This is a genomic window from Bacillus sp. BS3(2021) (genome assembly GCF_021043345.1).
Taxonomy (GTDB): Bacteria; Bacillota; Bacilli; order Bacillales; family Bacillaceae; genus Bacillus; species Bacillus paralicheniformis.
This window is the reverse complement of sequence record NZ_JAJNDM010000005.1, coordinates 62279-85646: the sequence shown is the minus strand read 5'-3', so window position 1 is coordinate 85646 and position 23368 is coordinate 62279. Positions and strand designations below refer to the sequence as shown.

Below are 23368 nucleotides of genomic sequence, written 5' to 3'. Positions count from 1 at the left end.
ATTTATTCATCAAAGGTGGGCATAAGATGGAAGGATATTTAGTTCTTGAAGATGGTACATCCTTCAGCGGTGAACTGGACGGTCTTGACGGCTGCACCGGTGAAGTCGTCTTTTTTACGGGCATGACCGGCTATCAGGAGGTTTTGACAGACCCTTCTTATAAAGGCCAGATTATTGTCTTTACGTACCCGCTGATTGGCAACTACGGAATAAACGAAAGCGATGATGAAAGCAAACGGCCTCAGGTGAAAGGGGTTGTCGTCTATGAAGCGTGCGACAGGTTTTCCCATCATCAGGCGACAGAAAGCCTTCGGGAATACTTGGCGAAGTGGGATGTTCCGCTTTTATCGCACGTGGACACAAGAGCGGTTGTTCAGCATATCAGGGCAAAGGGGACGCTGAATGCCAGACTGACGAAACAAAAGGACGGCATTCCGGCTCCGCGCCAGCTGGAAAACTATGCGGCACAGGTTGCCGGACAAAACGAAAACGGCGCCTTTAGGGAAGGCAATACGCATATTGCGGTGATCGATTTCGGCTATAAAAAGTCGATCGCTTCATCGCTTGCAAACCGGGGCTGCAAAGTAACGGTCGTTCCCTATCAAGAGATGGACGGCATTTCAAAGCTGAATCCGGACGGGATCGTCCTTTCAAACGGGCCGGGCGATCCGAAAGCGATCCTTCCATATATGGATGCACTCCGGGATATCATCTCTTCCTATCCGACTCTCGGCATCTGTCTCGGGCACCAGCTGATCGCGCTCGCATTCGGAAGCGACACGTATAAGCTTCCGTTCGGCCACAGGGGAGCCAATCATCCGGTCATGGACAAAGAGACCGGACGCGTGTTCATGACAAGCCAAAACCACAGCTATGTCGTCGATCGGGACACCATCAGCGAAAATGAATTTTCCGTCAGATTTTATCATGTCAACGACGGTTCAGTAGAAGGGCTGATGCATAAAACACTGCCTGTCATATCCGTTCAGTTTCATCCGGAAGCCCATCCGGGACCGGCTGAAAGCGAGTGGATATTCGGCGAATATTTGCAGAAATTGAACGAAGCAAGGAGAGAGATCGCCCATGCCTAAAGATCAAACCATCAAAAGCATTCTCGTTATCGGGTCGGGGCCGATTATCATCGGGCAGGCCGCTGAATTCGACTACTCCGGAACCCAGGGCTGCATGGCGCTGAAAAGCGAAGGCTACCGGGTGATTCTTGTCAACAGCAACCCGGCGACCATCATGACCGATGAATCTTTTGCAGATGAAATCTATTTTGAGCCCTTGACAGTGGAAAGCCTCACACAAATCATCAAGCGCGAAAAACCGGACGGACTGCTCGCCAATCTGGGCGGACAGACAGCGCTGAATTTGGCCGTCGAGCTCGAAAAGGCCGGCATTCTTAAAACATACGGGGTAAAGCTGCTTGGAACATCTGTTGATACGATCGAAAAGGGCGAAGACAGGGAAAAGTTCCGCGCCTTGATGAAGGAGCTGAACGAACCTGTGCCGGATTCAGAAATTGTTGACAATCAAGATGATGCGCTTCGTTTTGCGCTCTCAATCGGTTTTCCGATTATCGTGCGGCCGGCCTATACATTGGGCGGAAAAGGAGGCGGCATCGCGGCGACGAAAGAGGAGTTCCTGCCTTTAATCGAAAGCGCCCTCCTCGCAAGCCCGATTCACCAATGTCTTGTCGAAAAAAGCATTGCCGGTTTTAAAGAAATCGAATACGAAGTCATGCGTGACAGAAACAATACATGCATTACCGTCTGCAATATGGAAAACATCGATCCGGTCGGCGTCCATACGGGGGATTCGATCGTTGTCGCCCCGTCGCAGACATTAACGGATGCGGATTATCAAATGCTTCGTTCTGCCAGCTTAAAGATCATTTCCGCGCTCGATGTCGTCGGCGGCTGCAACATTCAATTCGCCCTGGACCCGGAAAGCAAAAATTATTATGTCATCGAGGTGAATCCGAGAGTAAGCCGTTCATCGGCGCTCGCCTCAAAAGCGACCGGCTATCCGATCGCAAAAATGGCGGCTAAACTGGCTGTCGGCTACACGCTTGCCGAGCTGAAAAATCCGCTCACAGATTCGACATACGCCAGCTTCGAGCCTGCTCTTGACTATGTCGTCGTCAAATTTCCGCGCTGGCCGTTCGACAAATTCAAACAAGCCGACCGTAAGCTCGGCACGAAAATGAAAGCGACGGGAGAAGTCATGGCGATTGACCGCAATCTTGAAGCGGCCCTGCAAAAAGCGGTCGCATCCCTTGAGCTGAAAACGTCAGGAACCCATTTGCCCGAACTTGGCGGCGCATCTTCAGAAGTGTTGTGGAAGCTGCTTGAGACTCCTGATGACCGCCGTTTCTTTGCGGTCATGGAGCTGCTGAGCAGGGGGGCTTCCATCAGCGAGATACACGAGAAAACGAAAATCGATAACTATTTCCTTCATGTGTTTTCTAACATCATTCAGCTGGAAAACATGTTGATGGAACAGGGAGACGCGCTGTCCGTCAGCCTTTTGAAAAAGGTAAAAGAAAAGGGATTTACCGACTTTACGATCGCTTCCCTCACCGGAAAGACGGAAGAAGAAGTGCGCGCGCTCCGCAAGAAAATGGGCATAGCCGCATCCTTTAAAATCGTCGATACATGCGCAGCTGAATTTGATGCGAAGACAAACTATTTTTACTCGACGTATTTTGGGAAAAGCGACGGAGACATCTCTCAAAAAACGAAAAAGCGCGCCCTGATCATCGGTTCCGGCCCGATACGGATCGGCCAGGGAGTCGAGTTTGACTACAGCGCCGTGCACGGCGTCATGACGCTGAAAAACCTCGGGTTTGAAACGATCATGCTGAACAACAACCCGGAAACCGTCAGCACGGATTATGAAATGGCAGACCGCCTGTACTTTGAACCGATTACACCCGAGCATATTCTCAATGTCGCTGAAGCGGAAGATATCGATTTTGCGATTGTTCAATTCGGCGGCCAATCCGCCATCAATGTGGCTGAAGCGATTGAAAAAGCGGGCATCACCCTGCTTGGGACATCATCGGAAACCCTTGACATACTTGAAGACCGTGATCAATTTTATCAGCTTCTTGACGAGCTCGGCATTTCTCATGCTAAAGGAGAAACGGCTTCATCAAAAGCGGAAGCGGTGCAGAAAGCAAACGAAATCGGCTATCCTGTGCTGATCAGGCCGTCATATGTGATCGGCGGCATGGGCATGATGATCGTTCACTCCGAAGCAGAGCTCAGAGAGCTGCTGGGCGGAGCGTCGCAAATGCCTTACCCGATTCTGATCGATCAATACGTATCGGGAAAAGAGTTTGAAATCGACCTTGTCAGCGATGGCGACGATCTCTACATCCCGACTTATATCGAGCATATTGAAAAAGCGGGCGTGCATTCAGGTGACAGCTACGCGATTTTGCCGGGGCCTTCGGTCACTCCGGAGATGAAAAGCGCCGCGCGGGATGCTGCCGCAAAAATCGTCCGCAAGCTCGGATTTAAAGGTATTATGAACATTCAATTTATAGCGGACGCGGATGAACTGCTCATCCTTGAAGTCAATCCGAGGGCGAGCCGGACGGTTCCGGTTGTCAGCAAGGTGATGGGGGTTCCGATGATCCCGCTTGCGGCGCAGCTGTTGGCCGGTTCGTCACTCAAAGAGTTGAAGCCCGCCGCCAAAAACTCACGCGGCGTTGCCGTGAAGTTTCCGGTCTTTTCATCGCACGCTATTCAGGATGTCGATTTGAAGCTTGGACCGGAAATGAAATCGACCGGAGAAGGCATGTATGTCGGCTTCAATCCGGAAAGCGCCCTGAAGAAAATCTTTGCGGGAATCTGGCAAACGAAAGGCTGCATTTACATGGAAGGGGCCGGCGAGCTTCGTTCTCTCGCAGAACAGGCGGGTTTCACCGTACAGTCGGACGATTTTCCAGGCTGGATCAAACGGAAAGACAAAGCGCTGCACATCCATTTAGCCGAATCAAAAGAGGCGAGCAAGCAGCGAATGGAAGCCGTCACCCACGGTGTGGCGGTGATGACAGAGGAAGAGACGGTGCGGGCATTTTTGACGAGCGGGCATGGAACGACTAAAGCCGTGTCGCTTAAAGATTTATATAAAAAGGAAGTGGAGACATGTCTACTGTAAACATCGGGGCGACCCGGGAAATCAATCTGACGGGTAAGGATTTTTTAAGCCTGAAAGACTTTTCAAAAGAAGAGATCGTTTATTTGCTGAAAGAGGCAGCAGCGATGAAGCAAAATAAAATTCAAGACATCTTTAAAGGAAAAACATTGGCGATGATCTTTGAAAAGTCGTCGACGAGAACGCGCGTATCGTTTGAAGCCGGAATGGCGCAGCTCGGCGGAAACGCCCTGTTTTTAAGCAGTAAAGACATGCAGCTGGGCAGAGGGGAAACGATCGCAGATACCGCGAAAGTGCTTTCGGGTTATGTCGACGCGATTATGATCCGCACATTCGAACACGAAAAAGTCGAAGAGCTTGCCAAGCACGCCGAGATTCCCGTGATCAACGGATTGACCGATCTTTTCCATCCGTGTCAGGCGCTTAGTGACCTCTTGACGATTCAAGAGACGAAAGGAACATTAAAAGGGCTGAAAGCCGTTTATGTTGGAGACGGAAACAATGTCGCGCATTCGCTGTTAATCGGCTGTGCGAAAGTGGGATGCGACATCACGGTCGCTTCGCCTGAAGGGTATGAGCCGAATCAGGAAGTGGTAAGACTGGCCGAGGGATTCGCCGAAGAGTCCGGAGCGGCCGTCACAATCTCAAATGACCCCGTGTCAGCCGTTCAACAAGCGGATGTCATCTATTCTGATGTGTTTACAAGCATGGGCCAGGAGAAAGAAGCCGAAGAACGGATGAATATCTTTGCTCCTTATCAGGTCAACAGAGCGCTTGTCTCCCATGCCAAACCGGATTACGTCTTTCTGCACTGCCTTCCTGCCCACAGGGAAGAAGAGGTCACCGCAGAGATCATCGACGGCCCGAATTCAGCGGTATTCCAGCAGGCTGAAAACCGCCTGCACGTCCAAAAAGCTTTATTAAAAGCACTGTTATCTTAAATAAAAAACAGCTGATCACAATTGATCAGCTGTTTTTTTAGGCGAATATCAAAACGGCGATGCCGATGACAAAGCAGTAAATCGAGAAATAAACCAAGTTTCCTTTCGCCATAATATTCATGAACCAGCGCAATGAAAAGTATGTAGCGATAATCGATGCGATGAACGCAAACAAATAAGGAAGGAAAAGCTCCCCTAAACGCGGATCATGAAAAATATCGGTAATGCTTAAAATGGTCCCGCCAAGACTGACCGGTATGTACAGTAAAAATGAAAACCTGAGCGCGGTTTCAGATTTGAGGCCGAGCGCCATCGCAGGGACGATCGTCGCTCCCGAACGGCTGATGCCGGGAACAAGTGCAACCATTTGCGACAAGCCGATGATCACGGCGTCTCTCAGTCTGATTTCGCCGTCGTTTTTGCGGCCGCGCAAATTGCGAATGAGAAACAATGCCAGACCCGTGATCAGCAAAGTAACCGCGGTGATCCGGACGCCGTCTTTAAAGAAAGCCGAAATCTCATCATCAAATAAAACACCGATGACACCGGCAGGAATCGTGGCGATGATCAGATAGATGATAAACCTGAAGTCCGCTTTTCCTTTTTCATTTTTTGATGTGACATAAGACAGTCCGTTTACCGCCAGCCTGAAAATATCGTTTTTATAAACGAGCAATACGGCAATTAAAGAACCGGCATTCATCAAAAGCTCAAAACTGAAGCCTTCAATGTTCAAGCCTAAAAAGTGCTGTGCCAGCACCAAGTGGCCGCTTGAAGAAACAGGAATCGGCTCTGTGAGTCCCTGAAGCAACCCTAAAAGGATATACTTGATCAACATTAAAAAATCCATGATACTCCTCCGTTTCCCACAAGTTGTGACGCCCTTTTAAAAGACGGAATGAACGGGCGGTTCGTTTTAATTTTCGGAACACTTTTCTCATTAAACTATACAAAGCAAACAGATGTAAAGATAAAATCGACATGTTTTTTGGGAGAGTGGGGCAATCTAATAATAAAAGGGAGTGAAGCAAATGGGACAGCAGCGTCAATTCCGGCCGGGCCAAAAAGCGCCCAATAATGGAGTGTATGTGGAGATCGGCGAAACGGGAAGCATGGTTCAGAACCCTCAACAAATCAAATTGAGCGCCGGCGAGTTCTTCCCTGAAACCTCCAACCATAACCGGCTCTGGACATATAAAAGAAAGCCTTAAAAAACAGCCGTCGGACGGCTGTCTGTCTAAAGCAAAAAACCCCGCTTTCAAAAGCCGGGGTTTTAATGTTGACTTGCATCCTGTTTAACAGGCATAATTTCTCCAAGAACAATAACGGCTGCGGTGATGATAAAGCCCATAATGACACTGGTTTGAAGGTCATACCCAGCACCGTTCATGGCGCCGACAATATAGCAGGCCATCTGCGTCAAAAGAAATGTCCAGAAAAAAGCGACCACAAATCGCACGTTTCCCACCTCGTCCTTCTCATTCAATTCTAAAACTTATCATACCATATACATAGCCAGCTGGAAAAGACATTTTAGTGAACAAGACAGGGCTTTCAACTCTGTTTTCAGAAATATCAGAAAGGGTATTTCATTAAAGTTTACTTTTCATCATGAAGACTGGGACTTTTCCTTATTCGTTTGCTGCACGTACGACATAAAATAATGAGCAGATTACGGCAGGAAGGAGGCAGGCAAGTGATGAAAATAACCGAACGTTTTTTTCAAATGGATTCAGAATGGAACGTGGTTCATCTTCCGTACAGGCCGAACGGTTTTCTGGTGTTCATTTTCGGCGACCGGAACCATTTTGTCGGGGAAGATTCGAGCTTCTGGCTTCAGCATTACGGAAGAAATCAGCTTCTAACGAGCCTGAGAAACAAAGGCTATACCCTGGTAAACAGCAATTTGTTCGGCAGGCACTGGGGCTCCGAAAAAGCGGTTGCATACGCCAAACAGCTGATTCATTACGTGTTCAAACAAGAGATTTTAAATGAAAAAATTCATCTATTGGCGGAAGGCACAGGGGCCCTCATTGCAGATGAGCTCCTTCGCTCGATCCCGAACCAAATACGTTCTGCAGCGATGGTTAATCCTTGCCTCGATCTTCAGGCTCATCATAAACGAGAAAAAGAAAACAAGTTTTTCTACAAACAGTTTATTAAAGAAATTGCCGAAAGCTACGGAATTACGGAGCGGGAGGCAGCCGATTATCCGTTCAAAAGCATATCCCCTTACCACAATCTCGTACCCGTTCATATTTGGCAAAGACTGAACGGCTCACCGTATCCGTATATGATCCATGCCAAAACGTTTGAGGAGCGCCAGCTTAAAGGCCGTCACAGCGTGGGGCTTACCTTGCACCTGTCCGAACATCCTCAGCGCATTCATTCAGCAATCGCGAACTTTTTCAAAACGCATGAAAAAGTCTTATAGAGAATAGAATAATAGCAGCCCGAAAATGATGAAAAGGGCTGTTTTTTGCTTGGTTAAAAAAGCTGAAACGAAAGGTGGTCCATCGAATGAAGCCGGCACTTGTATATGGAGCAGATGAGTTCTTCGGCCTTTCATTTTGTGAACATCTACTTGAAGAGGGTGTTGACATAGATGTAAAGCTGGAACAGACAAGCGACGAAAAAAAGCTGATGTATCTCGAAGAGCGGCTGATGTGGCTGGGAAGAAACGAGCATTTCCGTCTCATCGAAAAAGAGCTTGAAGCCCCGTACGAACAAGTCTTCATCCAATACACAGGCTCAGTGCCGGAAGAAGCGCTGGCTGCAGGCGTTGAAAACAAGCCTGTTATTCTGTTTGTCTACCAGGAACAATTCGAAGAGGATTTACGCGCCGGCATGGAGGAAAAGGGTGTTGAACTGATCGTGCTTCCGGATCTGTTCGGTCCGTGGGACGTCAGGGCAGAGGATAAACAAAACAGGGACGGAGCGCTTTTTGTGAACGACGCGGCCGCACAAGCCGCTGCCTGTGCTGTTGAAAAAGATTTTTCAGATTTGCAGTTTGTACAGAAGACGCCATACGATAAAGCCGATGAGATCATTGAAGAATGGAGCAGACAAATGTCTACAATTTTCGACAAAAAATAAGAAAGATCTTCCTAATTTACACTTGAAAGGATACAATAAAGATAGATTTGAATTGCTGTTTTTTCGAAAGGGAGTTGAACATGGCATGGTGTACAGGCTTGTCGCGATTTTTTTCATTCTCCTGGCGCTAAGCGGCTGCGGACAATCGCCGCTGAAAGGGAAAATTGAAAAAGTCGGTTTGCTTGTCCCTGATACGATAAATGACCAAGTATGGGGAACCAAAGGATATAAAGGATTATTAAGAATACAATCCGTCTACAATGTCGACGTCTATTATAAAGAGGGAATCGATAATGACGCTGCCATTAAAATGGCTGTAGAAGATTTTCACAAAAAAGGCGTCAACCTCATTTACGGGCACGGAAGCGAATATGAAAAAGCCTTTAATGAGATATGCAAAGATTATCCTGATATTCATTTTGTTTTAATGAACTCGAAAGCCGATTACTCAAATGTGACAAGCATATCGCTTGAAGGAGAAGCGATGGGGTTCTTCGGCGGAATGACGGCGGCCCATCAGTCAAAAACAAAGAAAATCGGCGTGCTCGCAACGTATAAATGGCAGCCTGAAGTAGAAGGATTTTCCGAAGGGGCTAAATACCTCGATCCGGACATTGAGGTGATGACAGAATATGTCGGCCAGTGGGACGACAGCGAAAATGCCGTCAAACTGTATGAAAAAATGAAGAAGGCAGGCGCGGATGTTGTGTATCCGGCCGGAGACGGGTATAATGTCCCTGTCATTGAACAAATCAAAAAGGACGGGCTGTACGCTATCGGCTATGTAAGCGACCAGTCGGAATTGGGTGAGAATGTCGTTTTGACAAGCACTATACAGCATGTAGATGACGCTTATGAACTCACCGCCGACGAGTTTAATAAAGGAACGCTTAAAGGCGGCAAGCGCTCATTTGACATTCAAGACGGCGTCATCGAAATGGGAGAATTCAGCCCTGTTGTCGATCAGTCATTTCAAGAAAAGATGAATCGGCTGATTGACGAATACAAAAAAACAAACAAACTGCCAAACGAACATTGAGGTGATCAAGATGCACGAAAAATCAATGGAATTTTTGCAAATTGCCATGAAATACGTTCCGGAAGCGAAAGCAGAGATGGAAAAAGCGGGAATCGAACTTTCCCCGGAAATGCTTGAGCCATTCATGAACTTGTTTACGAAAGTGATGGCCGAGGCTTACGAGCTCGGTAAAGCGGAAGCCGGTTCAGACGCCTGACTTAAACGCCCGCAAACGCTTAAAAAGCCACTTTTCAGAAGAAGTGGCTTTTTTATATGGAAATCTTATTTTTCAAAGCGCTGACCATTGAGCCGATTTCTTTAAACACAGGCTTCAGCTCATCGAGCGAATCCATAATTTCTCCAACCTGATTCAAAACGTGCATATAATCGGCTTCCTGGGATACTTCAGCGTCTTCGGCGGTTTCCGCTTCCGCATCCGTCTCCGTCTCTTCATGCCTGCCGGGTGCGTTTGCGCCAAACATCATTTTTGTGAAAAAATCGTCGTTCGCCACTCTTCATCCCTCCTTTTTCATATATATCACTACTATATGAATGTTTTGATCTGCTAGCTTAGACGAATATATTGCCAACTAAAAAAAAATAGGGTAGGATTAGTACCAGATACTAATAATAACTCATAACATTAGTTGGAAAAAATCATGAATAAAGGAGTCTTTCCTATGAAAGCTGGAATTATTGGAATCGGCCGGTACATCCCTGAAAAGGTGCTGACCAATTTCGACTTGGAAAAAATGGTTGAAACTTCTGACGAGTGGATTCGTACAAGAACAGGCATAGAAGAAAGAAGAATCGCAGCTGAAGATGAGAAAACATCCGACATGGCTGTGGCCGCCGCTAGAAGAGCGATGGAAGACGCAAACATCGAGGCGGAAGATCTTGATATGATTCTCGTCGCCACCGTTACTCCTGACCAGGCATTCCCGACAGTGTCCTGCATGATTCAAGAAAAGCTCGGTGCATTCAATGCCTGTGCAATGGATATCAGCGCAGCGTGCGCCGGTTTTATGTACGGTTTAGTCACTGGAAAACAGTTTATCGAAGCCGGGACGTATAAGCATGTGCTTGTCATCGGAGTTGAAAAGCTTTCAGGCATTACGGACTGGGATGACCGCAATACCGCTGTTCTGTTCGGAGACGGAGCGGGCGCCGCAGTTGTCGGGCCTGTCAGCGACGATAAAGGGATTTTGTCTTTTGAGCTCGGTGCAGACGGCAGAGGCGGAAAGCACTTGTACTTGGATGAAAAAGATCATACAATCATGAATGGCAGAGAAGTGTTCAAGTTTGCCGTCCGCCAAATGGGTGAATCCAGTGTGAATGTCATTGAAAAAGCCGGATTATCCAAAGAGGATGTCGACTTTTTGGTGCCGCATCAAGCCAACATCCGGATCATGGAAGCGGCGCGCGAACGTTTGGAGCTTCCAGTCGAAAAAATGTCTAAAACGGTTCATAAATACGGAAACACATCAGCTGCTTCTATTCCGATCTCTCTTGTGGAAGAGCTTGAAGCTGGTAAAATAAAAGACGGTGACGTCATTGTGATGGTCGGCTTCGGCGGAGGTTTGACATGGGGAGCCATCGCCATGCGCTGGGGCCGATAAAAGAAAGGTGAGGTGCAACTTATGAATAGTAAAAGAGTAGTCATTACCGGATTAGGAGCTTTATCACCTCTTGGTAATGACGTCAAAACGAGCTGGAACAACGCGGTTAACGGGGTTTCCGGAATCGGCCCGATTACAAGGGTGAACGCGGACGAGTATCCAGCTAAAGTAGCCGCGGAACTGAAAGATTTTAAGATAGAAGATTACATGGATAAAAAAGACGCGAGAAAAATGGACCGCTTCACACAATATGCCGTTGTGTCGGCGAAAATGGCCGTGGAAGACGCGGGGCTCGACATTAACGAGAGCAACGCAGACCGGGTCGGCGTCTGGGTCGGTTCTGGGATCGGCGGCCTTGAAACGCTTGAACAGCAGTTCGAAACATTTTTAACAAAAGGACCGCGGCGCGTCAGCCCGTTCTTTGTACCGATGATGATTCCTGACATGGCGACCGGCCAGATTTCGATTTCTCTCGGTGCAAAAGGGGTCAACTCTTGTACGGTGACGGCTTGCGCGACGGGTACGAACTCAATCGGCGACGCCTTTAAAGTCATTCAGCGCGGCGATGCAGATGTCATGATCTCCGGCGGAACGGAAGCCCCGCTTACAAGAATGTCGTTTGCCGGCTTTTCCGCCAATAAAGCGCTCTCCACTAATCCGGATCCGAAAACGGCAAGCCGCCCGTTTGACAAAAACCGCGACGGCTTCGTCATGGGAGAAGGAGCGGGAATCGTCGTTCTTGAGGAGCTTGAGCACGCGTTAAACCGCGGAGCGACAATCTACGCGGAAGTGGTCGGCTACGGATCAACGGGAGACGCCTATCATATCACGGCTCCTGCGCCAAATGGGGAAGGCGGCGTCAGAGCCATGAAAGAAGCGATCAAAGATGCGGGTCTGTCTCCTGATAGCATTGATTATATCAATGCGCACGGAACAAGCACGCCGTACAATGATAAATTTGAAACGATCGCCATTAAAGAAGTGTTCGGAGAGCATGCCTACAAGCTTGCCGTCAGCTCGACAAAATCAATGACAGGGCACTTGCTCGGGGCTGCCGGAGGCATCGAAGCGATTTTCTCCGTCCTTGCCATTAAGGAAGGCATCATTCCTCCGACAATCAATATCGAAACGCCTGATGAAGATTGCGATCTGGACTATGTACCGGATCAAGCCCGCCGCCAGGACGTAAATGTTGTGCTCAGCAACTCGCTCGGTTTCGGCGGACACAACGCAACGCTGATTTTCAAAAAATATGAATAACCGCAATATAAACGGCTGCCATTTTAGATGGTGGCCGTTTTTTTTAGCGTGCATACCATACAGATGAAAAAGGAGTGTGATCTAAATGAGTATAGCAAGCACGTATGAATGGCTTGAACAGGCTTCATCCGTGCGGGAATTGTCAAGCTTTCTCCTGCCGTATTTTAAAGGCGCTTCAAAAGCGGATGCGGCGGCGATTGTCAGCCACCTGCAGACCCACGGCATGTTCCGTTCGTGGACGGACGGCGAGCGTACGATGAAGCAGCTTAAGAAAAACAGCGTATTTCAGCATGTCAGACGGGAAGAACAGCTGCTCTGCAAAAGATGGAATGGGCCGGATGTTCCGATTTTCATCCTGCCGGTCGATGAAAGAAACCGCAAAATCCGCGTCGAATTCGGCTCGAAATCAGGCCTTGCGTTCAGCGACAAATTATTTTTGTTTTTATCGGCCGATCTTCCCCGGTCATCGATTTCTGCGATCATGACGCACGAATATAATCACGTTTGCCGGTTAGAAAATATGCCGAAAGAAGAAAAAAAGATGACGCTGCTTGATACAATCATTCTCGAAGGCATCGCAGAATATGCCGTTTTCGAACGGTTGGGGGAAGCCGAAACAGCTGCATGGACGTCATATTACTCCGAAAAACAGCTTTGTCATTTCCAGGACCGGTTCGTAAAGCCTCATTTCGAGCTGCGCCGACATGATAACCGACTATTCTCCAATATTTTATTTGGAAAAGGTCCTTACCCCGACATGGTCGGATATGCTGTCGGTTACAGTATTGTAAAAAAATATTTATCGGCTCGAAATTTGAAGGTTGCCGACGTTTTATCCTTCCCGTCAGAAGACTTTATAAAGCTATCGCTTTAAAATACTAAAATTATGGGATTAAATTAATATTATTACAAAAAATCAAAAAACTCCTTGCTTTTGTAATGATTATGTAATAATATACAACTATAAAATTTTAAGATAATTCAGTCATATTAAGAAAATTCTAAAAAAGTAATATATTAGTTTTTCGTAATATTTAACTTCTGGTCTATGGAAGGGGAATCTGGATGAGCGCATTGCTGGAAGTCAATGATTTAAAAACTTATTTTTTCAGAAAAAAACAGCCGATACCCGCAGTGGACGGCGTCGATTTTTCAATCAAAAAAGGAGAAACCGTGGCGCTGGTCGGTGAATCGGGATCCGGTAAAAGCATCACGTCTCTGTCTATCATGGGACTCGTCGAGGGCTCGGGCGGAAAGATCATGAACGGTTCCATCAAGCTCGAAGGACGGGATCTCGTTACATACAAAGAACAAGATTTATGCAAGATCCGCGGAAATGAAATCTCGATGATTTTTCAGGAGCCGATGACCTCGCTCAATCCGGTTTTGACGATCGGCGAACAAATCACAGAGGTGCTGATCTATCACAAAAAGCTATCGAAAAAAGAAGCCGCCAAAAAAGCGGTAGAATTATTAAAGCTTGTCGGATTTTCGAGGGCAGGCGAGCTGATGAAAGAATATCCGCACCGCCTGTCGGGCGGCATGAGGCAGAGGGTGATGATCGCCATTGCCTTAAGCTGCAATCCGAAGCTGCTCATCGCGGATGAACCGACTACAGCGCTTGACGTCACTATTCAAGCGCAAGTGCTGGAACTGATGAAAGACCTATGCGACAAATTCGATACCTCCATCCTTCTCATTACCCACGATCTCGGCGTTGTGTCCGAAATTGCGGACCGCGTGATCGTCATGTATTGCGGACAAGTTGTTGAAAATGCCACAGTAGACGAACTATTCGATGAACCCCTGCATCCCTACACAAAAGGACTGTTAAACTCCATCCCTGTTATTGAAGGCTCCATTGAAAAATTAACAGCCATTAAAGGAAATGTGCCGACGCCTGACAACCTTCCGGCCGGCTGCCGGTTTGCTCCGAGGTGTCCGAGTGCGGGCGACAAATGCTGGGGCGCGCAGCCGGACTTGAAGACGCGTCCGGACGGCCGGTCTGTCAGATGTTTTTTATATGAGGAGGGAGAATAAGGGATGACTTCATCAGCTGAACGATTACAGCCCGGACAGGAAATGAACCCGCAAGAATCCCTTCTGGAGCTGAAAGATGTCAAAAAGTACTTTCCGATCCGCTCAGGGATATTTCAGAAAAAAATCGGCGACGTCAAAGCGGTGGACGGCATTAGCTTTTCGCTTAAACGTGGCGAAACACTCGGCATTGTCGGTGAATCGGGCTGCGGAAAGTCGACCGCCGGACGGACGATGATCCGCCTTTATAAACCGACGGCAGGACAGATCTTTTACAAAGGTCGCGACATTTCAAGTTTGTCGGAAGAAGCGTTGAGAAAGAGCGTCCGCAAAAACATCCAGATGGTTTTCCAAGATCCGTTTGCCTCACTGAACCCGAGAAAAACGCTGCGTTCCATCATCAAAGAACCCTTCAACACGCGTCATATGTACAATTTCAAAGAGCGCAACGAAAAAGCCGAAGAGCTTTTGGCTAAGGTCGGGCTGCACCCGTCGTTTGCGAACCGCTATCCCCACGAATTTTCCGGAGGGCAGCGCCAGCGGATCGGAATCGCGCGGGCGCTGGCTTTAAATCCGGAGCTTATTATCGCCGATGAACCGGTATCCGCATTGGACGTGTCAATCCAGGCTCAAGTGATCAACCTGATGGAAGAGCTTCAGGAAGAATTCAATCTGACATATTTGTTCATTTCCCATGACTTGAGCGTCGTCCGCCATATCAGCGACAGGGTCGGCGTCATGTATCTCGGCAAAATGATGGAGCTGACAGACAAGCATGAGCTGTACGACAACCCGCTTCATCCATACACGCAGGCGCTTCTGTCCGCCGTTCCCGTCACTAGGAAGAAAGGCGGAACAAAGCGGGAGCGAATCGTTTTAAAAGGCGAGCTGCCGAGTCCCGCCAACCCTCCGAAAGGCTGTGTCTTTCATACGAGGTGTCCGGCCGCAAAAGCGATTTGCGCGGAAGCCGAACCCGCTTTCAAGGAAGCGAAAACAAACCATTTCGTGGCATGCCACCTTTACGAATAAAGGGGAAGGCCGTCACATATTAAATCCTTGAGAGGGGGAATGTCTTCTTTAAAAAACGGGGGTCAATCGGGTGGAAAGAAGGACAACAGTTTAATAAGGGGGAATTCATAAAATGAATAAACGCAAAACAGGATTTTCAATTTTAAGCTTGCTGCTGATCTTATCGATTTTTCTAACGGCCTGCAACAGCGGCGAAGTCGGAGGGGACGAAAAAGAAGGCAAATCTGACGGGAAGCCGCAAAAGGGCGGTGACTTGGTCATCGGTTCTACAGGGGAGCCTACGATGTTCAACGCTTTATATTCAACCGATGTGTCAAGCTCTGATATTGAAGGGTTTATTTTTGACGGACTTGTCGGCTCTGACACCGATTTGAATCCGACGATGAAGCTTGCTGAAAAAATAGATCAGTCGGAAGACGGCATAACGTATAACGTGACTTTGAAAAAAGGCGTAAAATGGCATGACGGCGAGGAGTTTACGGCCGATGACGTCGTGTTTACGTATAACATCCCATTAAGCAAAGACTATGCCGGTGAGCGCGGCTCCAATTTTGGAATGATTGATAAAGTGACGAAAAAAGGAGACTACGAGGTTGAATTCAAGCTCAAGCATCCGGACCCTTCATTTTTGCCTGTCTCTTTAAGCTACGGAATCCTCCCTGAGCATATTTTAGGGGACGTGCCGATTAAAGACCTTGGCGAACACGAATTTAACAGGAAAAAACCGATCGGAACGGGACCGTTTAAATTCGTAGAGTGGAAACAGGGGCAATACGTTAAAGTGGAAGCATTTGAGGATTACTACGGTGAAGGGCCATACCTTGACACGCTGACATACAAAGTGATTCCGGATGCCAATGCAGCGATCGCCCAGCTTCAGGCGGGAGACATTAATTATTTCGTCGTCCCGGGCACGGATGTGAAGACGGTCGAAAAATTCGATCATGTCAAGCTTGAGTCTGATCTAGGCCTGAACTATTCATACCTCGGCTGGAACGAAAAAAATGAGCTGTTTAAAGATAAAAAAGTCCGCCAGGCCTTAACCCATGCGATTGACCGCGAATCGATCGTTCAAAATGTGCTGGACGGCGATGGGGAAGTCGCGAATATTCCGGAAAGCCCTTTATCATGGAACTATCCGAAAGACATTGATATCCCGGTCTTTGAATACGATCCGGCAAAAGCGAAGAAAATGCTCAAAGAAGCGGGTTGGGAAGATACAGACGGTGACGGCATTTTAGACAAAGACGGTAAAAAGTTCTCCTTTACCATTAAAACGAACCAGGGAAATAAAGTACGCGAAGATGCCGCGGTTGTCATCCAGCAGCAGCTGAAAGAAGTCGGAATCGAAGCGAAGCCGCAAATCGTCGAGTTCAGTGCTTTAATTGAACAAACGAGCGCGCCAAACTGGAATTATGACGCACTCCTGCTCGGTTGGAGCTTGGCGACCTTCCCTGATCAATATGATATCTTCCACTCCAGCCAGTCGAAAGCGGGCTTAAATAACATATGGTACAAAAACGAAGAAGTCGATAAGCTTCTCGTCGACGCGAAAAAACTGAAGGATCGGAAAGAATATTCGAAAGCTTACGAGAAAATTTACAAAATGATTGCCGAAGATCAGCCGTATACATTCCTGTTCTATTATAACTACCACCGGGCGATCCCTAAAAACCTGAAAGGCTTCGAATTTCATCCGAAAAACGATTTCTATGAAGTGAACAAATGGTGGCTGAAAAAATAATCTAATATTCTCTAAAGGGAGAGGGGATGTTCCTCTCCCTGGTTTTTAAAATCCATGATAAAAGGGGAATAGAAGATGGTTACATACATTATTCGGAGAACGCTGATGTCTATTCCGATCCTGTTTGGGATTACCATTCTTTCTTTCGCGATCATGAAAGCGGCTCCCGGTGATCCGGTGTCACTGATGGTCGATCCGTCCATTAAACAGGCTGACCGCGAGAAGTTCATCGAAAAATACGGACTGAATGAGCCCGAACATATTCAATATTTGAAATGGCTCGGCAATATGATGCAAGGGGACTTTGGCACTTCGATCGTCAGGAAAGGAACGCCTGTTATCGATTTGATTCTTGCCAGGCTTCCGAATACGCTTTTATTAATGCTTGTATCAACGATTCTGGCGCTTCTGATTTCGATCCCGCTCGGCGTGCTCTCGGCGAGGCGGCCCTATTCAAAGCTTGATTACGGTATTACGTTTACGTCTTTTATCGGACTTGCTGTTCCAAACTTTTGGTTCGGTTTAATTTTAATTATGGTGTTATCCGTGAATTTAGGCTGGTTTCCGACCGGGGGCGTTATGACGCTGAATTCGGGTTTTAGCTTGTGGGATCGGATTCATCATTTAATTTTGCCTGCTTTCGTACTCGCCACCGCAGATATGGCCGGGCTTACGAGATATACAAGGTCAAGCATGCTGGATGTGCTGCGCCAGGATTTTATCCGGACGGCAAGAGCGAAAGGTTTTAAAGAAAATCGGGTCGTGTACAAGCATGGACTGCGGAACGGGCTGCTCCCGGTTGTGACGATTTTCGGACTGATGATTCCTTCCTTTATCGGCGGTGCGGTGGTGACCGAACAGATCTTCAGCTGGCCTGGACTCGGGAAGCTGTTTATTGATTCCGCGTTTCAAAGAGACTATCCCGTGATTATGGCGATGACCGTCATATCCGCTGTACTGGTTGTCATCGGCAATCTAATAGCGGACATTCTGTATGCGATCATCGATCCGCGGATTGAGTATTAAGAAAGAGGGGAGTAAATCATGACACAGCCAAATCCACAAGTGCCTTCAGCGGAGATCGGGCTTCAAGAAAACGTTTCGCAAAAACCGGAAACGATGACAAAAATCTTTTTCGAGAAGTTTTTCAAAAACAAGCTCGCTGTCATCGGCGGAATTCTCTTGCTTATCATTGTACTGTCGGCCTTGTTTGCACCGCTGATTGCTCCATACCCGCCGGAACAGCAAAATCTGATGAACAAATTAAAAGCGCCGAGCGCGGAGCATTTGATGGGAACGGATAAATTCGGCCGGGATATTTTCAGCCGCCTGTTGTACGGCGCACAAATCTCGCTGCTCGTCGGTTTCGCGTCTGTCCTCGGTTCGATCACCATCGGAACCGTTGTCGGAGCGATCGCCGGCTATTTCGGCGGAATCATTGATGCCATTTTAATGAGAATTGTTGATATTATCTTATCCATACCCGACATCTTTCTGTTAATCACGCTGGTCACCATCTTCCAGCCGGGCATAGATAAACTGATTTTAATATTCGCCTTGACGAGATGGACGACGACGGCGCGCCTTGTCCGGAGCGAGTTTTTGTCCTTGAGGTCGAGGGAGTTCGTCTTGGCGGCGAAAACGATCGGCACAAGAAATTACAAAATCATCTTTTCCCATATTCTTCCGAATGCGATGGGGCCGATTATCGTTGCCGCGACGCTTTCAGTCGGTACCGTGATCCTTGCGGAATCGGCATTAAGCTATCTTGGATTCGGGGTTCAGCCGCCGATGGCAAGCTGGGGAAACATGCTTCAGGATGCACAGAACTTTACGATCATGATCCAGGCGTGGTGGTATCCGCTGTTCCCGGGCCTGATGATCCTGCTCACTGTGCTGTGCTTTAACTTCTTAGGCGACGGACTCCGCGATGCGCTTGATCCGAAGAATATTAAATAAAAAGCTGAGGGATGTAAGCCCTTGGCTTTTTTTGATAGCGATTGCCATAATCTCATCCGCTTGGAATAAATTCCTGCCCCCTTGCCTATACTGTGGACAACAGTTTTTATTAAAAGTGAGGGGTTAGAAATGTTGTTTCTTCATGATGTGTGGGTGAATTGGTTTGAGGGAGAAGAAAATGGCTACAACGTCTGCCACTTTCATGAATGGCGGAAGGAAGACAGTGTTGAATTGCTTGACCAGGTGCCTTTGTTAAGGGTGTCGTCCGTTTTGTTTCACTACATAGAAAATGATTTGTCAGAGCTTCCGGCCGAATTATTGAACGAGGTTCATCAAAAAGCGTATATTCGTAAAAATCATGAGCGGACACAGCTTGATCATTGTTTTGTCGTAACGGATGGCATTGGTATTCTCGCGGTCGATACGGCCGGTTACACAATACCGGTAAGAAAAAGCCGCCTCATTCCGAGACAGGAGCAGCTCGTTTATGAAATGGTGAAGGACGTTGAAGCGGAAACTTACGAGTTTGCACCAGAGAAGCTGCAATCTTCCAAAGAATACCACATTTTATCTTTATCACCGGAGCATGTCAGAGGATTAACGAGAAAAGAACGCCAGCTCAAACAGCTGCTGTTCATGGCGCTCGATCAGCTCAAAGGGCTCCAAAATCGGGCCGAGATCGCTTATTGGTACACCGAATGGAATCCGTATATGTATGAACAGATCAAGCGCATGACATTTGAAGAAATCTGGGACATGCTTTTCAATGAGACGATCGACGGATGGTCAGACAAACACAGGGACTTTTGTGAAAATTTGATTAAAGGACAGCCGTTTTTTGAAAAGCTTTGGGAAATTGAGAATGAGTCTAAAGTCAACTAAATTAAGAATCAAGACTGCCGGAAGTGCGGCGGTCTTTTTATTTGTAAAAGCGAAAATTCTATATTGAAAAATAAAAAATATGAGCTGTCTTTCTGACAAAGCGGTCAATGAAGGACTGGAGACATGTGTTTTGAATCATTTATTATAGAAATATCGTGATCCGGAGGCAAGTGAATGCGGAGCTGCGGCTGTTCTCTATGAAAAACACCTTCCGATTATCGTACAATCGGAAGGTGTTTTTGGATCAGCGTCTTTTTCGGCCGAGTCCCATCGCGTTTTCCATTTTTTTCAGCATCTTGTTTGCTGTTTGATTTGCGCGTTCGGCGCCTTCGTCTAAAATCCGGTCCAGCTCTTCAGATTCGATCAATTCGTGGTAACGGTCTTGAATCGGTTTCAGCGCGCCGATAACGACTTCGGCAAGGTCTGATTTAAATTCGCCGTAGCCTTTGCCTTCGTATTTCGCTTCAAGCTCTTCGATTGAGACTTGTCCGAGAATTGAATAGATCGTCAGAAGGTTGGATACACCGGGTTTGTTTTCTTTATCATATTTGACGATTCCGTCGGAATCCGTGACAGCGCTTTTGATTTTTTTCTCAAGCTGTTTTGGTTCGTCGAGCAGGGTGATGAACGCTTTTTGGTTCGGATCGGATTTGCTCATCTTTTTGAGCGGGTCGGCAAGCGACATAATGCGGGCGCCGACCTTCGGTATTTTAACCTCCGGAACCGTAAAAATGTCATTGTATTTCTTATTGAAACGCTCCGCCAAGTTCCGGGTTAATTCAAGATGCTGCTTCTGATCTTCTCCGACAGGGACGACGTCTGTTCCATAAAGCAGAATGTCCGCCGCCATTAATGGAGGATATGTCAAAAGCCCGGAGACGACGGCTTCTTTTCCGGCTGATTTATCTTTGTACTGCGTCATGCGCTCAAGCTCGCCGATGTAGGCGACACACTGGAGCATCCATCCCGCCTGGGCGTGTGCAGGCACTTCCGATTGGATAAACAGCGTCGCTTTTTTCGGATCGAGGCCGATCGCCAAATACAGCGCGGCAAGGTTCCGGATGTTCTTTCTCAGCGCGAGCCGGTCCTGCGGGACTGTGATCGCGTGCTGATCGACGATGCAGAAGTAACAGTTGTAGTCATCCTGCAAGTCGACAAACTGCTTCATCGCTCCGATATAGTTGCCGAGGGTGACAGAGCCGCTCGGCTGGATACCGGAAAAAATCGTTTTTTTCATGTGAATCCCTCTTTCCATTTCAAAATAAAAAGGCCCATTCTTCCCTTAAAAGAAAAGGGACGAATGAACCGTGGTGCCACCCTGATTATTTCATTATGGTCAAAATGAAATCGCTCTAGACGTTTGTAACGGAGTCTTCTCCGGCTGAGCCTACTTATCCGTGTTCGGTCAGCTGCTCCGAAGCCCATTCCACATTCGCCATTATCCGCTCCCAGCACCGCGGACTCTCTTTAAATGGGAAGAAATGTGTACTCTTCTTCTTCATCGCATGTTATTCATAATTTTATTATATATAAATTTTAAATGAAAGTCGACAGCCTTGGGGAAAAGAAAACGAATACCGGGCTGAATAAAGTTGGCGCGGCGGCATCTGGTTCGATATAAAGAATGGTTAATGTTATACGTGTAAAACGTTTTAACCTGTAAAACATAAACTTTCCTTTTAATGTGGTTACGCTTTAAAACAGAGAAGTGTATTTGTACATTTGGCAGAAAACCTGACAATCATAAATAGTTTGAATAAAAAAATAATTGAAAATTAATATTGCAATAAATTATTCTATTAATTATAATGAATTTGTTCACCTCGGTGTTACAGGTTTCTTACATAACAAATATTCAGAAAAGACGAAACAGAGGAAAAAGTATGGCAAGTGGGCCTATTACTTTTTTATGATAAATCTGAATGTTCAGGAGTAAGGAACTAAAAAAACAAGAAATTGGGGGGGTTTCTCTTTGAAGAAGCGTTTGTCATTTATCAGTTTAATGCTCATTTTCACACTCGTCCTCAGCGCCTGCGGCTTCGGCTCAAGCTCCGGTGACGGCGGTAAAAAAGACAGCAAAGGGAAAGACACATTAAATGTCAACATTAAAACAGAACCGTTTTCACTACATCCGGGACTCGCAAACGATTCGGTGTCTGCAAACGTGCTTCGTCAGACTTTTGAAGGATTGACGACAATCGGTAAAGATGGAAAGCCGGTTGAAGCGGCAGCCGAAAAAATCGAAGTCAGCGACGACCAGAAAACATACACATTCACGCTCCGCGACGCGAAATGGTCAAATGGAGATCCTGTAACAGCAGAGGATTTTGAATACGCATGGAAATGGGCGCTCGACCCTAAAAACGAATCGCAATATGCGTATCAGCTTTACTACTTAAAAGGCGGAGAAGCAGCGAACACCGGCAAAGGGAAAATTGAAGATGTCGGCGTTAAAGCTGTTAATGATAAGACTTTAAAAGTCGAGCTTGAAAAACCGACACCGTATTTTACTGAACTGACAGCATTCTACACATATATGCCAGTCAATAAAAAGGTAGCAGAGAAGAATGCGAAATGGTACACAAACGCAGATGAGAACTACGTATCTAACGGACCTTTCAAAATGGCGAAATGGAAGCACAGCGGAAACATCGTACTGGAGAAAAACGACCAGTACTGGGATAAAGACGCTGTTAAGCTGAAGAAAATCAATATGGCGATGGTCAACGATCCGAACACTGGTCTGAACATGTACAAAAAAGGCGAGCTAGACTTTGTAGGACAGCCGCTTGACCAGATTTCAACGGATGCGATTCCAAGCCTGAAAAAAGAAGGCCTGAACATTGATCCGTTCGCATCGGTTTACCTGTACAAATTCAACACTGAAGCGGCTCCGCTGAACAATGTCAACATCCGTAAGGCGCTGACATACGCGATCAACCGCGAAGCGATCGTCAAAAACATCACGCAAGCGGAACAGCTGCCTGCGATGGGATTAGTGCCGCCGGCAGTCCACGGCTTTGAGTCAAATAAAGGCTATTTCAAAGACCATGATGTTGATAAGGCGAAAGAATACTTGGAAAAAGGCTTGAAAGAGCTCGGTTTGAAAAAAGCGTCAGACCTTCCGAAAATCACGCTTTCCTTCAACACGGATGAAGCACACCAAAAAATCGCTCAAGCCGTTCAGGAAATGTGGAACAAGGAACTGGGCTTAGATGTCGAATTAGGCAATGAAGAATGGAACGTATACATCGATAAGCTCCATGCAGGAAACTATCAAATCGGCCGTTTAGGCTGGACCGCCGACTTTAACGACGGAATGAACTTCCTTGAAACATACCGCGACAAAGAAGGCGGAAACAATGATACGAACTGGGAAAACGCAAAGTATAAAGAGCTGCTGAATAAAGCATCGAGAGAAACTGATTCAGCGAAACGCATCGAGCTGATGAAAGAAGCAGAAAGCATCATCATGGATGAGCTGCCGGTTGCACCGATCTACTTCTACACAATGCCGTATCTTCATGATGAAAGCTTAAAAGACTTTGTTCTAACTGGTACTGGTGAGATCTATTTCAAAACCGCGCATTTTGAATAAAATTGCATGAAAGTA

The 23368-nt window shown here is 47.0% G+C and carries 22 protein-coding genes and 1 other annotated feature; of the genes, 18 read left to right on the top strand and 4 right to left on the bottom strand.

Features of this window, described 5'->3' with window-relative positions; genetic code table 11:
• Positions 1-26: 26 nt before the first annotated feature.
• The 3 genes from LQ247_RS12510 to argF are packed head-to-tail and all read left to right on the top strand — an operon-like array spanning position 27 to position 5111.
• Positions 27-1091 carry a carbamoyl phosphate synthase small subunit gene (locus LQ247_RS12510; RefSeq protein ID WP_020450922.1) on the top strand — a complete coding sequence of 355 codons (1065 nt, stop codon included), beginning with the start codon at positions 27-29 and terminating at the stop codon, positions 1089-1091.
• Positions 1084-4173 (top strand): carbamoyl phosphate synthase large subunit, encoded by a 3090-nt coding sequence (locus LQ247_RS12505; protein WP_020450923.1) that lies wholly within the window; start codon positions 1084-1086, stop codon positions 4171-4173. The genes LQ247_RS12510 and LQ247_RS12505 overlap by 8 nt, the downstream gene beginning before the upstream one ends.
• On the top strand, positions 4161-5111 hold the full coding sequence (argF, locus tag LQ247_RS12500; protein WP_035338970.1) for an ornithine carbamoyltransferase: 951 nt from the start codon (positions 4161-4163) through the stop codon (positions 5109-5111). The genes LQ247_RS12505 and argF overlap by 13 nt, the downstream gene beginning before the upstream one ends.
• 37 nt (positions 5112-5148) lie before the next feature.
• Here the strand turns inward: argF and LQ247_RS12495 are convergent, their stop codons facing one another.
• Positions 5149-5961: an undecaprenyl-diphosphate phosphatase gene (locus LQ247_RS12495; RefSeq protein WP_020450925.1), complete on the bottom strand. Its 813-nt coding sequence runs from the start codon at positions 5959-5961 to the stop codon at positions 5149-5151.
• A 181-nt stretch (positions 5962-6142) separates the two neighbouring features.
• Here LQ247_RS12495 and LQ247_RS12490 point away from each other — a divergent pair, with 181 nt between their 5' ends.
• On the top strand, positions 6143-6322 hold the full coding sequence (locus LQ247_RS12490) for a YjzC family protein (protein WP_003180573.1): 180 nt from the start codon (positions 6143-6145) through the stop codon (positions 6320-6322).
• 62 nt (positions 6323-6384) lie between these two features.
• On the opposite strand, the gene LQ247_RS12485 is transcribed toward LQ247_RS12490, so the two are convergent.
• Positions 6385-6579 (bottom strand): YjzD family protein, encoded by a 195-nt coding sequence (locus LQ247_RS12485; protein WP_009328851.1) that lies wholly within the window; start codon positions 6577-6579, stop codon positions 6385-6387.
• Between the two features lie 231 nt (positions 6580-6810).
• Between LQ247_RS12485 and LQ247_RS12480 the strand changes: the two genes are divergently transcribed.
• The 4 genes from LQ247_RS12480 to LQ247_RS12465 all read left to right on the top strand — a co-directional run bounded on the left by LQ247_RS12480 (position 6811) and on the right by LQ247_RS12465 (position 9442).
• A complete protein-coding gene (locus tag LQ247_RS12480) occupies positions 6811-7545 on the top strand; it encodes a hypothetical protein (RefSeq protein WP_039072677.1) in 735 nt (244 codons plus the stop codon).
• 86 nt (positions 7546-7631) lie between these two features.
• A complete protein-coding gene (locus tag LQ247_RS12475; protein WP_101560714.1) occupies positions 7632-8207 on the top strand; it encodes a hypothetical protein in 576 nt (191 codons plus the stop codon).
• An 85-nt stretch (positions 8208-8292) separates the two neighbouring features.
• Positions 8293-9246: a BMP family ABC transporter substrate-binding protein gene (locus tag LQ247_RS12470; protein ID WP_101560715.1), complete on the top strand. Its 954-nt coding sequence runs from the start codon at positions 8293-8295 to the stop codon at positions 9244-9246.
• A 10-nt stretch (positions 9247-9256) separates the two neighbouring features.
• Positions 9257-9442 carry a ComZ family protein gene (locus tag LQ247_RS12465; RefSeq protein WP_011197761.1) on the top strand — a complete coding sequence of 62 codons (186 nt, stop codon included), beginning with the start codon at positions 9257-9259 and terminating at the stop codon, positions 9440-9442.
• A 52-nt stretch (positions 9443-9494) separates the two neighbouring features.
• On the opposite strand, the gene LQ247_RS12460 is transcribed toward LQ247_RS12465, so the two are convergent.
• A complete protein-coding gene (locus LQ247_RS12460) occupies positions 9495-9737 on the bottom strand; it encodes a hypothetical protein (RefSeq protein WP_003180586.1) in 243 nt (80 codons plus the stop codon).
• 168 nt (positions 9738-9905) lie between these two features.
• Here LQ247_RS12460 and LQ247_RS12455 point away from each other — a divergent pair, with 168 nt between their 5' ends.
• From LQ247_RS12455 to LQ247_RS12415, 9 genes are all read left to right on the top strand, one after another.
• Positions 9906-10844: a beta-ketoacyl-ACP synthase III gene (locus LQ247_RS12455; RefSeq protein ID WP_003180588.1), complete on the top strand. Its 939-nt coding sequence runs from the start codon at positions 9906-9908 to the stop codon at positions 10842-10844.
• Positions 10845-10865: 21 nt separating this feature from the next.
• The gene (gene fabF, locus LQ247_RS12450) at positions 10866-12104 is read left to right on the top strand and encodes a beta-ketoacyl-ACP synthase II (protein WP_003180590.1); all 1239 of its coding nucleotides are present in this window, start codon (positions 10866-10868) and stop codon (positions 12102-12104) included.
• Positions 12105-12189: 85 nt separating this feature from the next.
• Entirely contained in the window at positions 12190-12978 is a 789-nt protein-coding gene (locus LQ247_RS12445) for a DUF2268 domain-containing protein (RefSeq protein WP_023856645.1), read from the top strand.
• 191 nt (positions 12979-13169) lie between these two features.
• Positions 13170-14144, top strand: coding sequence for an ABC transporter ATP-binding protein (locus LQ247_RS12440; protein WP_003180594.1), 975 nt, complete (start codon positions 13170-13172; stop codon positions 14142-14144).
• A gap of 42 nt (positions 14145-14186) precedes the next feature.
• Complete coding sequence (locus LQ247_RS12435; RefSeq protein ID WP_231006174.1) at positions 14187-15170, top strand: ABC transporter ATP-binding protein; 984 nt, start codon at positions 14187-14189, stop codon at positions 15168-15170.
• Between the two features lie 112 nt (positions 15171-15282).
• Positions 15283-16914, top strand: coding sequence for a peptide-binding protein (locus LQ247_RS12430; protein ID WP_023856647.1), 1632 nt, complete (start codon positions 15283-15285; stop codon positions 16912-16914).
• A 75-nt stretch (positions 16915-16989) separates the two neighbouring features.
• Entirely contained in the window at positions 16990-17940 is a 951-nt protein-coding gene (locus tag LQ247_RS12425) for an ABC transporter permease (RefSeq protein WP_023856648.1), read from the top strand.
• An 18-nt stretch (positions 17941-17958) separates the two neighbouring features.
• Positions 17959-18873, top strand: a complete 915-nt coding sequence (gene opp4C / locus LQ247_RS12420; protein ID WP_023856649.1) for an oligopeptide ABC transporter permease — start codon at positions 17959-17961, stop codon at positions 18871-18873.
• Between the two features lie 129 nt (positions 18874-19002).
• Positions 19003-19755 (top strand): YjbA family protein, encoded by a 753-nt coding sequence (locus LQ247_RS12415; protein ID WP_003180605.1) that lies wholly within the window; start codon positions 19003-19005, stop codon positions 19753-19755.
• Between the two features lie 244 nt (positions 19756-19999).
• Here LQ247_RS12415 and trpS read toward each other — a convergent pair whose 3' ends face one another.
• Positions 20000-20992 carry a tryptophan--tRNA ligase gene (trpS, locus tag LQ247_RS12410; RefSeq protein WP_023856651.1) on the bottom strand — a complete coding sequence of 331 codons (993 nt, stop codon included), beginning with the start codon at positions 20990-20992 and terminating at the stop codon, positions 20000-20002.
• 52 nt (positions 20993-21044) lie between these two features.
• Positions 21045-21266 (bottom strand) — a binding site (T-box leader).
• Positions 21267-21727: 461 nt separating this feature from the next.
• Here trpS and LQ247_RS12405 point away from each other — a divergent pair.
• Positions 21728-23353 carry a peptide ABC transporter substrate-binding protein gene (locus tag LQ247_RS12405; RefSeq protein WP_020450931.1) on the top strand — a complete coding sequence of 542 codons (1626 nt, stop codon included), beginning with the start codon at positions 21728-21730 and terminating at the stop codon, positions 23351-23353.
• Positions 23354-23368: the final 15 nt, after the last annotated feature.

What these genes read in the sequence shown, in the direction of transcription:
- LQ247_RS12510 (WP_020450922.1), top strand. Translation starts at nt 27, where the DNA reads ATGGAAGGATATTTAGTTCTTGAAGATGGTACATCCTTCAGCGGTGAA.
- LQ247_RS12505 (WP_020450923.1), top strand. Translation starts at nt 1,084, where the DNA reads ATGCCTAAAGATCAAACCATCAAAAGCATTCTCGTTATCGGGTCGGGG.
- argF (WP_035338970.1), top strand. Translation starts at nt 4,161, where the DNA reads ATGTCTACTGTAAACATCGGGGCGACCCGGGAAATCAATCTGACGGGT.
- LQ247_RS12495 (WP_020450925.1), bottom strand. Translation starts at nt 5,961, where the DNA reads ATGGATTTTTTAATGTTGATCAAGTATATCCTTTTAGGGTTGCTTCAG.
- LQ247_RS12490 (WP_003180573.1), top strand. Translation starts at nt 6,143, where the DNA reads ATGGGACAGCAGCGTCAATTCCGGCCGGGCCAAAAAGCGCCCAATAAT.
- LQ247_RS12480 (WP_039072677.1), top strand. Translation starts at nt 6,811, where the DNA reads ATGAAAATAACCGAACGTTTTTTTCAAATGGATTCAGAATGGAACGTG.
- LQ247_RS12475 (WP_101560714.1), top strand. Translation starts at nt 7,632, where the DNA reads ATGAAGCCGGCACTTGTATATGGAGCAGATGAGTTCTTCGGCCTTTCA.
- LQ247_RS12470 (WP_101560715.1), top strand. Translation starts at nt 8,293, where the DNA reads ATGGTGTACAGGCTTGTCGCGATTTTTTTCATTCTCCTGGCGCTAAGC.
- LQ247_RS12465 (WP_011197761.1), top strand. Translation starts at nt 9,257, where the DNA reads ATGCACGAAAAATCAATGGAATTTTTGCAAATTGCCATGAAATACGTT.
- LQ247_RS12455 (WP_003180588.1), top strand. Translation starts at nt 9,906, where the DNA reads ATGAAAGCTGGAATTATTGGAATCGGCCGGTACATCCCTGAAAAGGTG.
- fabF (WP_003180590.1), top strand. Translation starts at nt 10,866, where the DNA reads ATGAATAGTAAAAGAGTAGTCATTACCGGATTAGGAGCTTTATCACCT.
- LQ247_RS12445 (WP_023856645.1), top strand. Translation starts at nt 12,190, where the DNA reads ATGAGTATAGCAAGCACGTATGAATGGCTTGAACAGGCTTCATCCGTG.
- LQ247_RS12440 (WP_003180594.1), top strand. Translation starts at nt 13,170, where the DNA reads ATGAGCGCATTGCTGGAAGTCAATGATTTAAAAACTTATTTTTTCAGA.
- LQ247_RS12435 (WP_231006174.1), top strand. Translation starts at nt 14,187, where the DNA reads ATGAACCCGCAAGAATCCCTTCTGGAGCTGAAAGATGTCAAAAAGTAC.
- LQ247_RS12430 (WP_023856647.1), top strand. Translation starts at nt 15,283, where the DNA reads ATGAATAAACGCAAAACAGGATTTTCAATTTTAAGCTTGCTGCTGATC.
- LQ247_RS12425 (WP_023856648.1), top strand. Translation starts at nt 16,990, where the DNA reads ATGGTTACATACATTATTCGGAGAACGCTGATGTCTATTCCGATCCTG.
- opp4C (WP_023856649.1), top strand. Translation starts at nt 17,959, where the DNA reads ATGACACAGCCAAATCCACAAGTGCCTTCAGCGGAGATCGGGCTTCAA.
- LQ247_RS12415 (WP_003180605.1), top strand. Translation starts at nt 19,003, where the DNA reads ATGTTGTTTCTTCATGATGTGTGGGTGAATTGGTTTGAGGGAGAAGAA.
- trpS (WP_023856651.1), bottom strand. Translation starts at nt 20,992, where the DNA reads ATGAAAAAAACGATTTTTTCCGGTATCCAGCCGAGCGGCTCTGTCACC.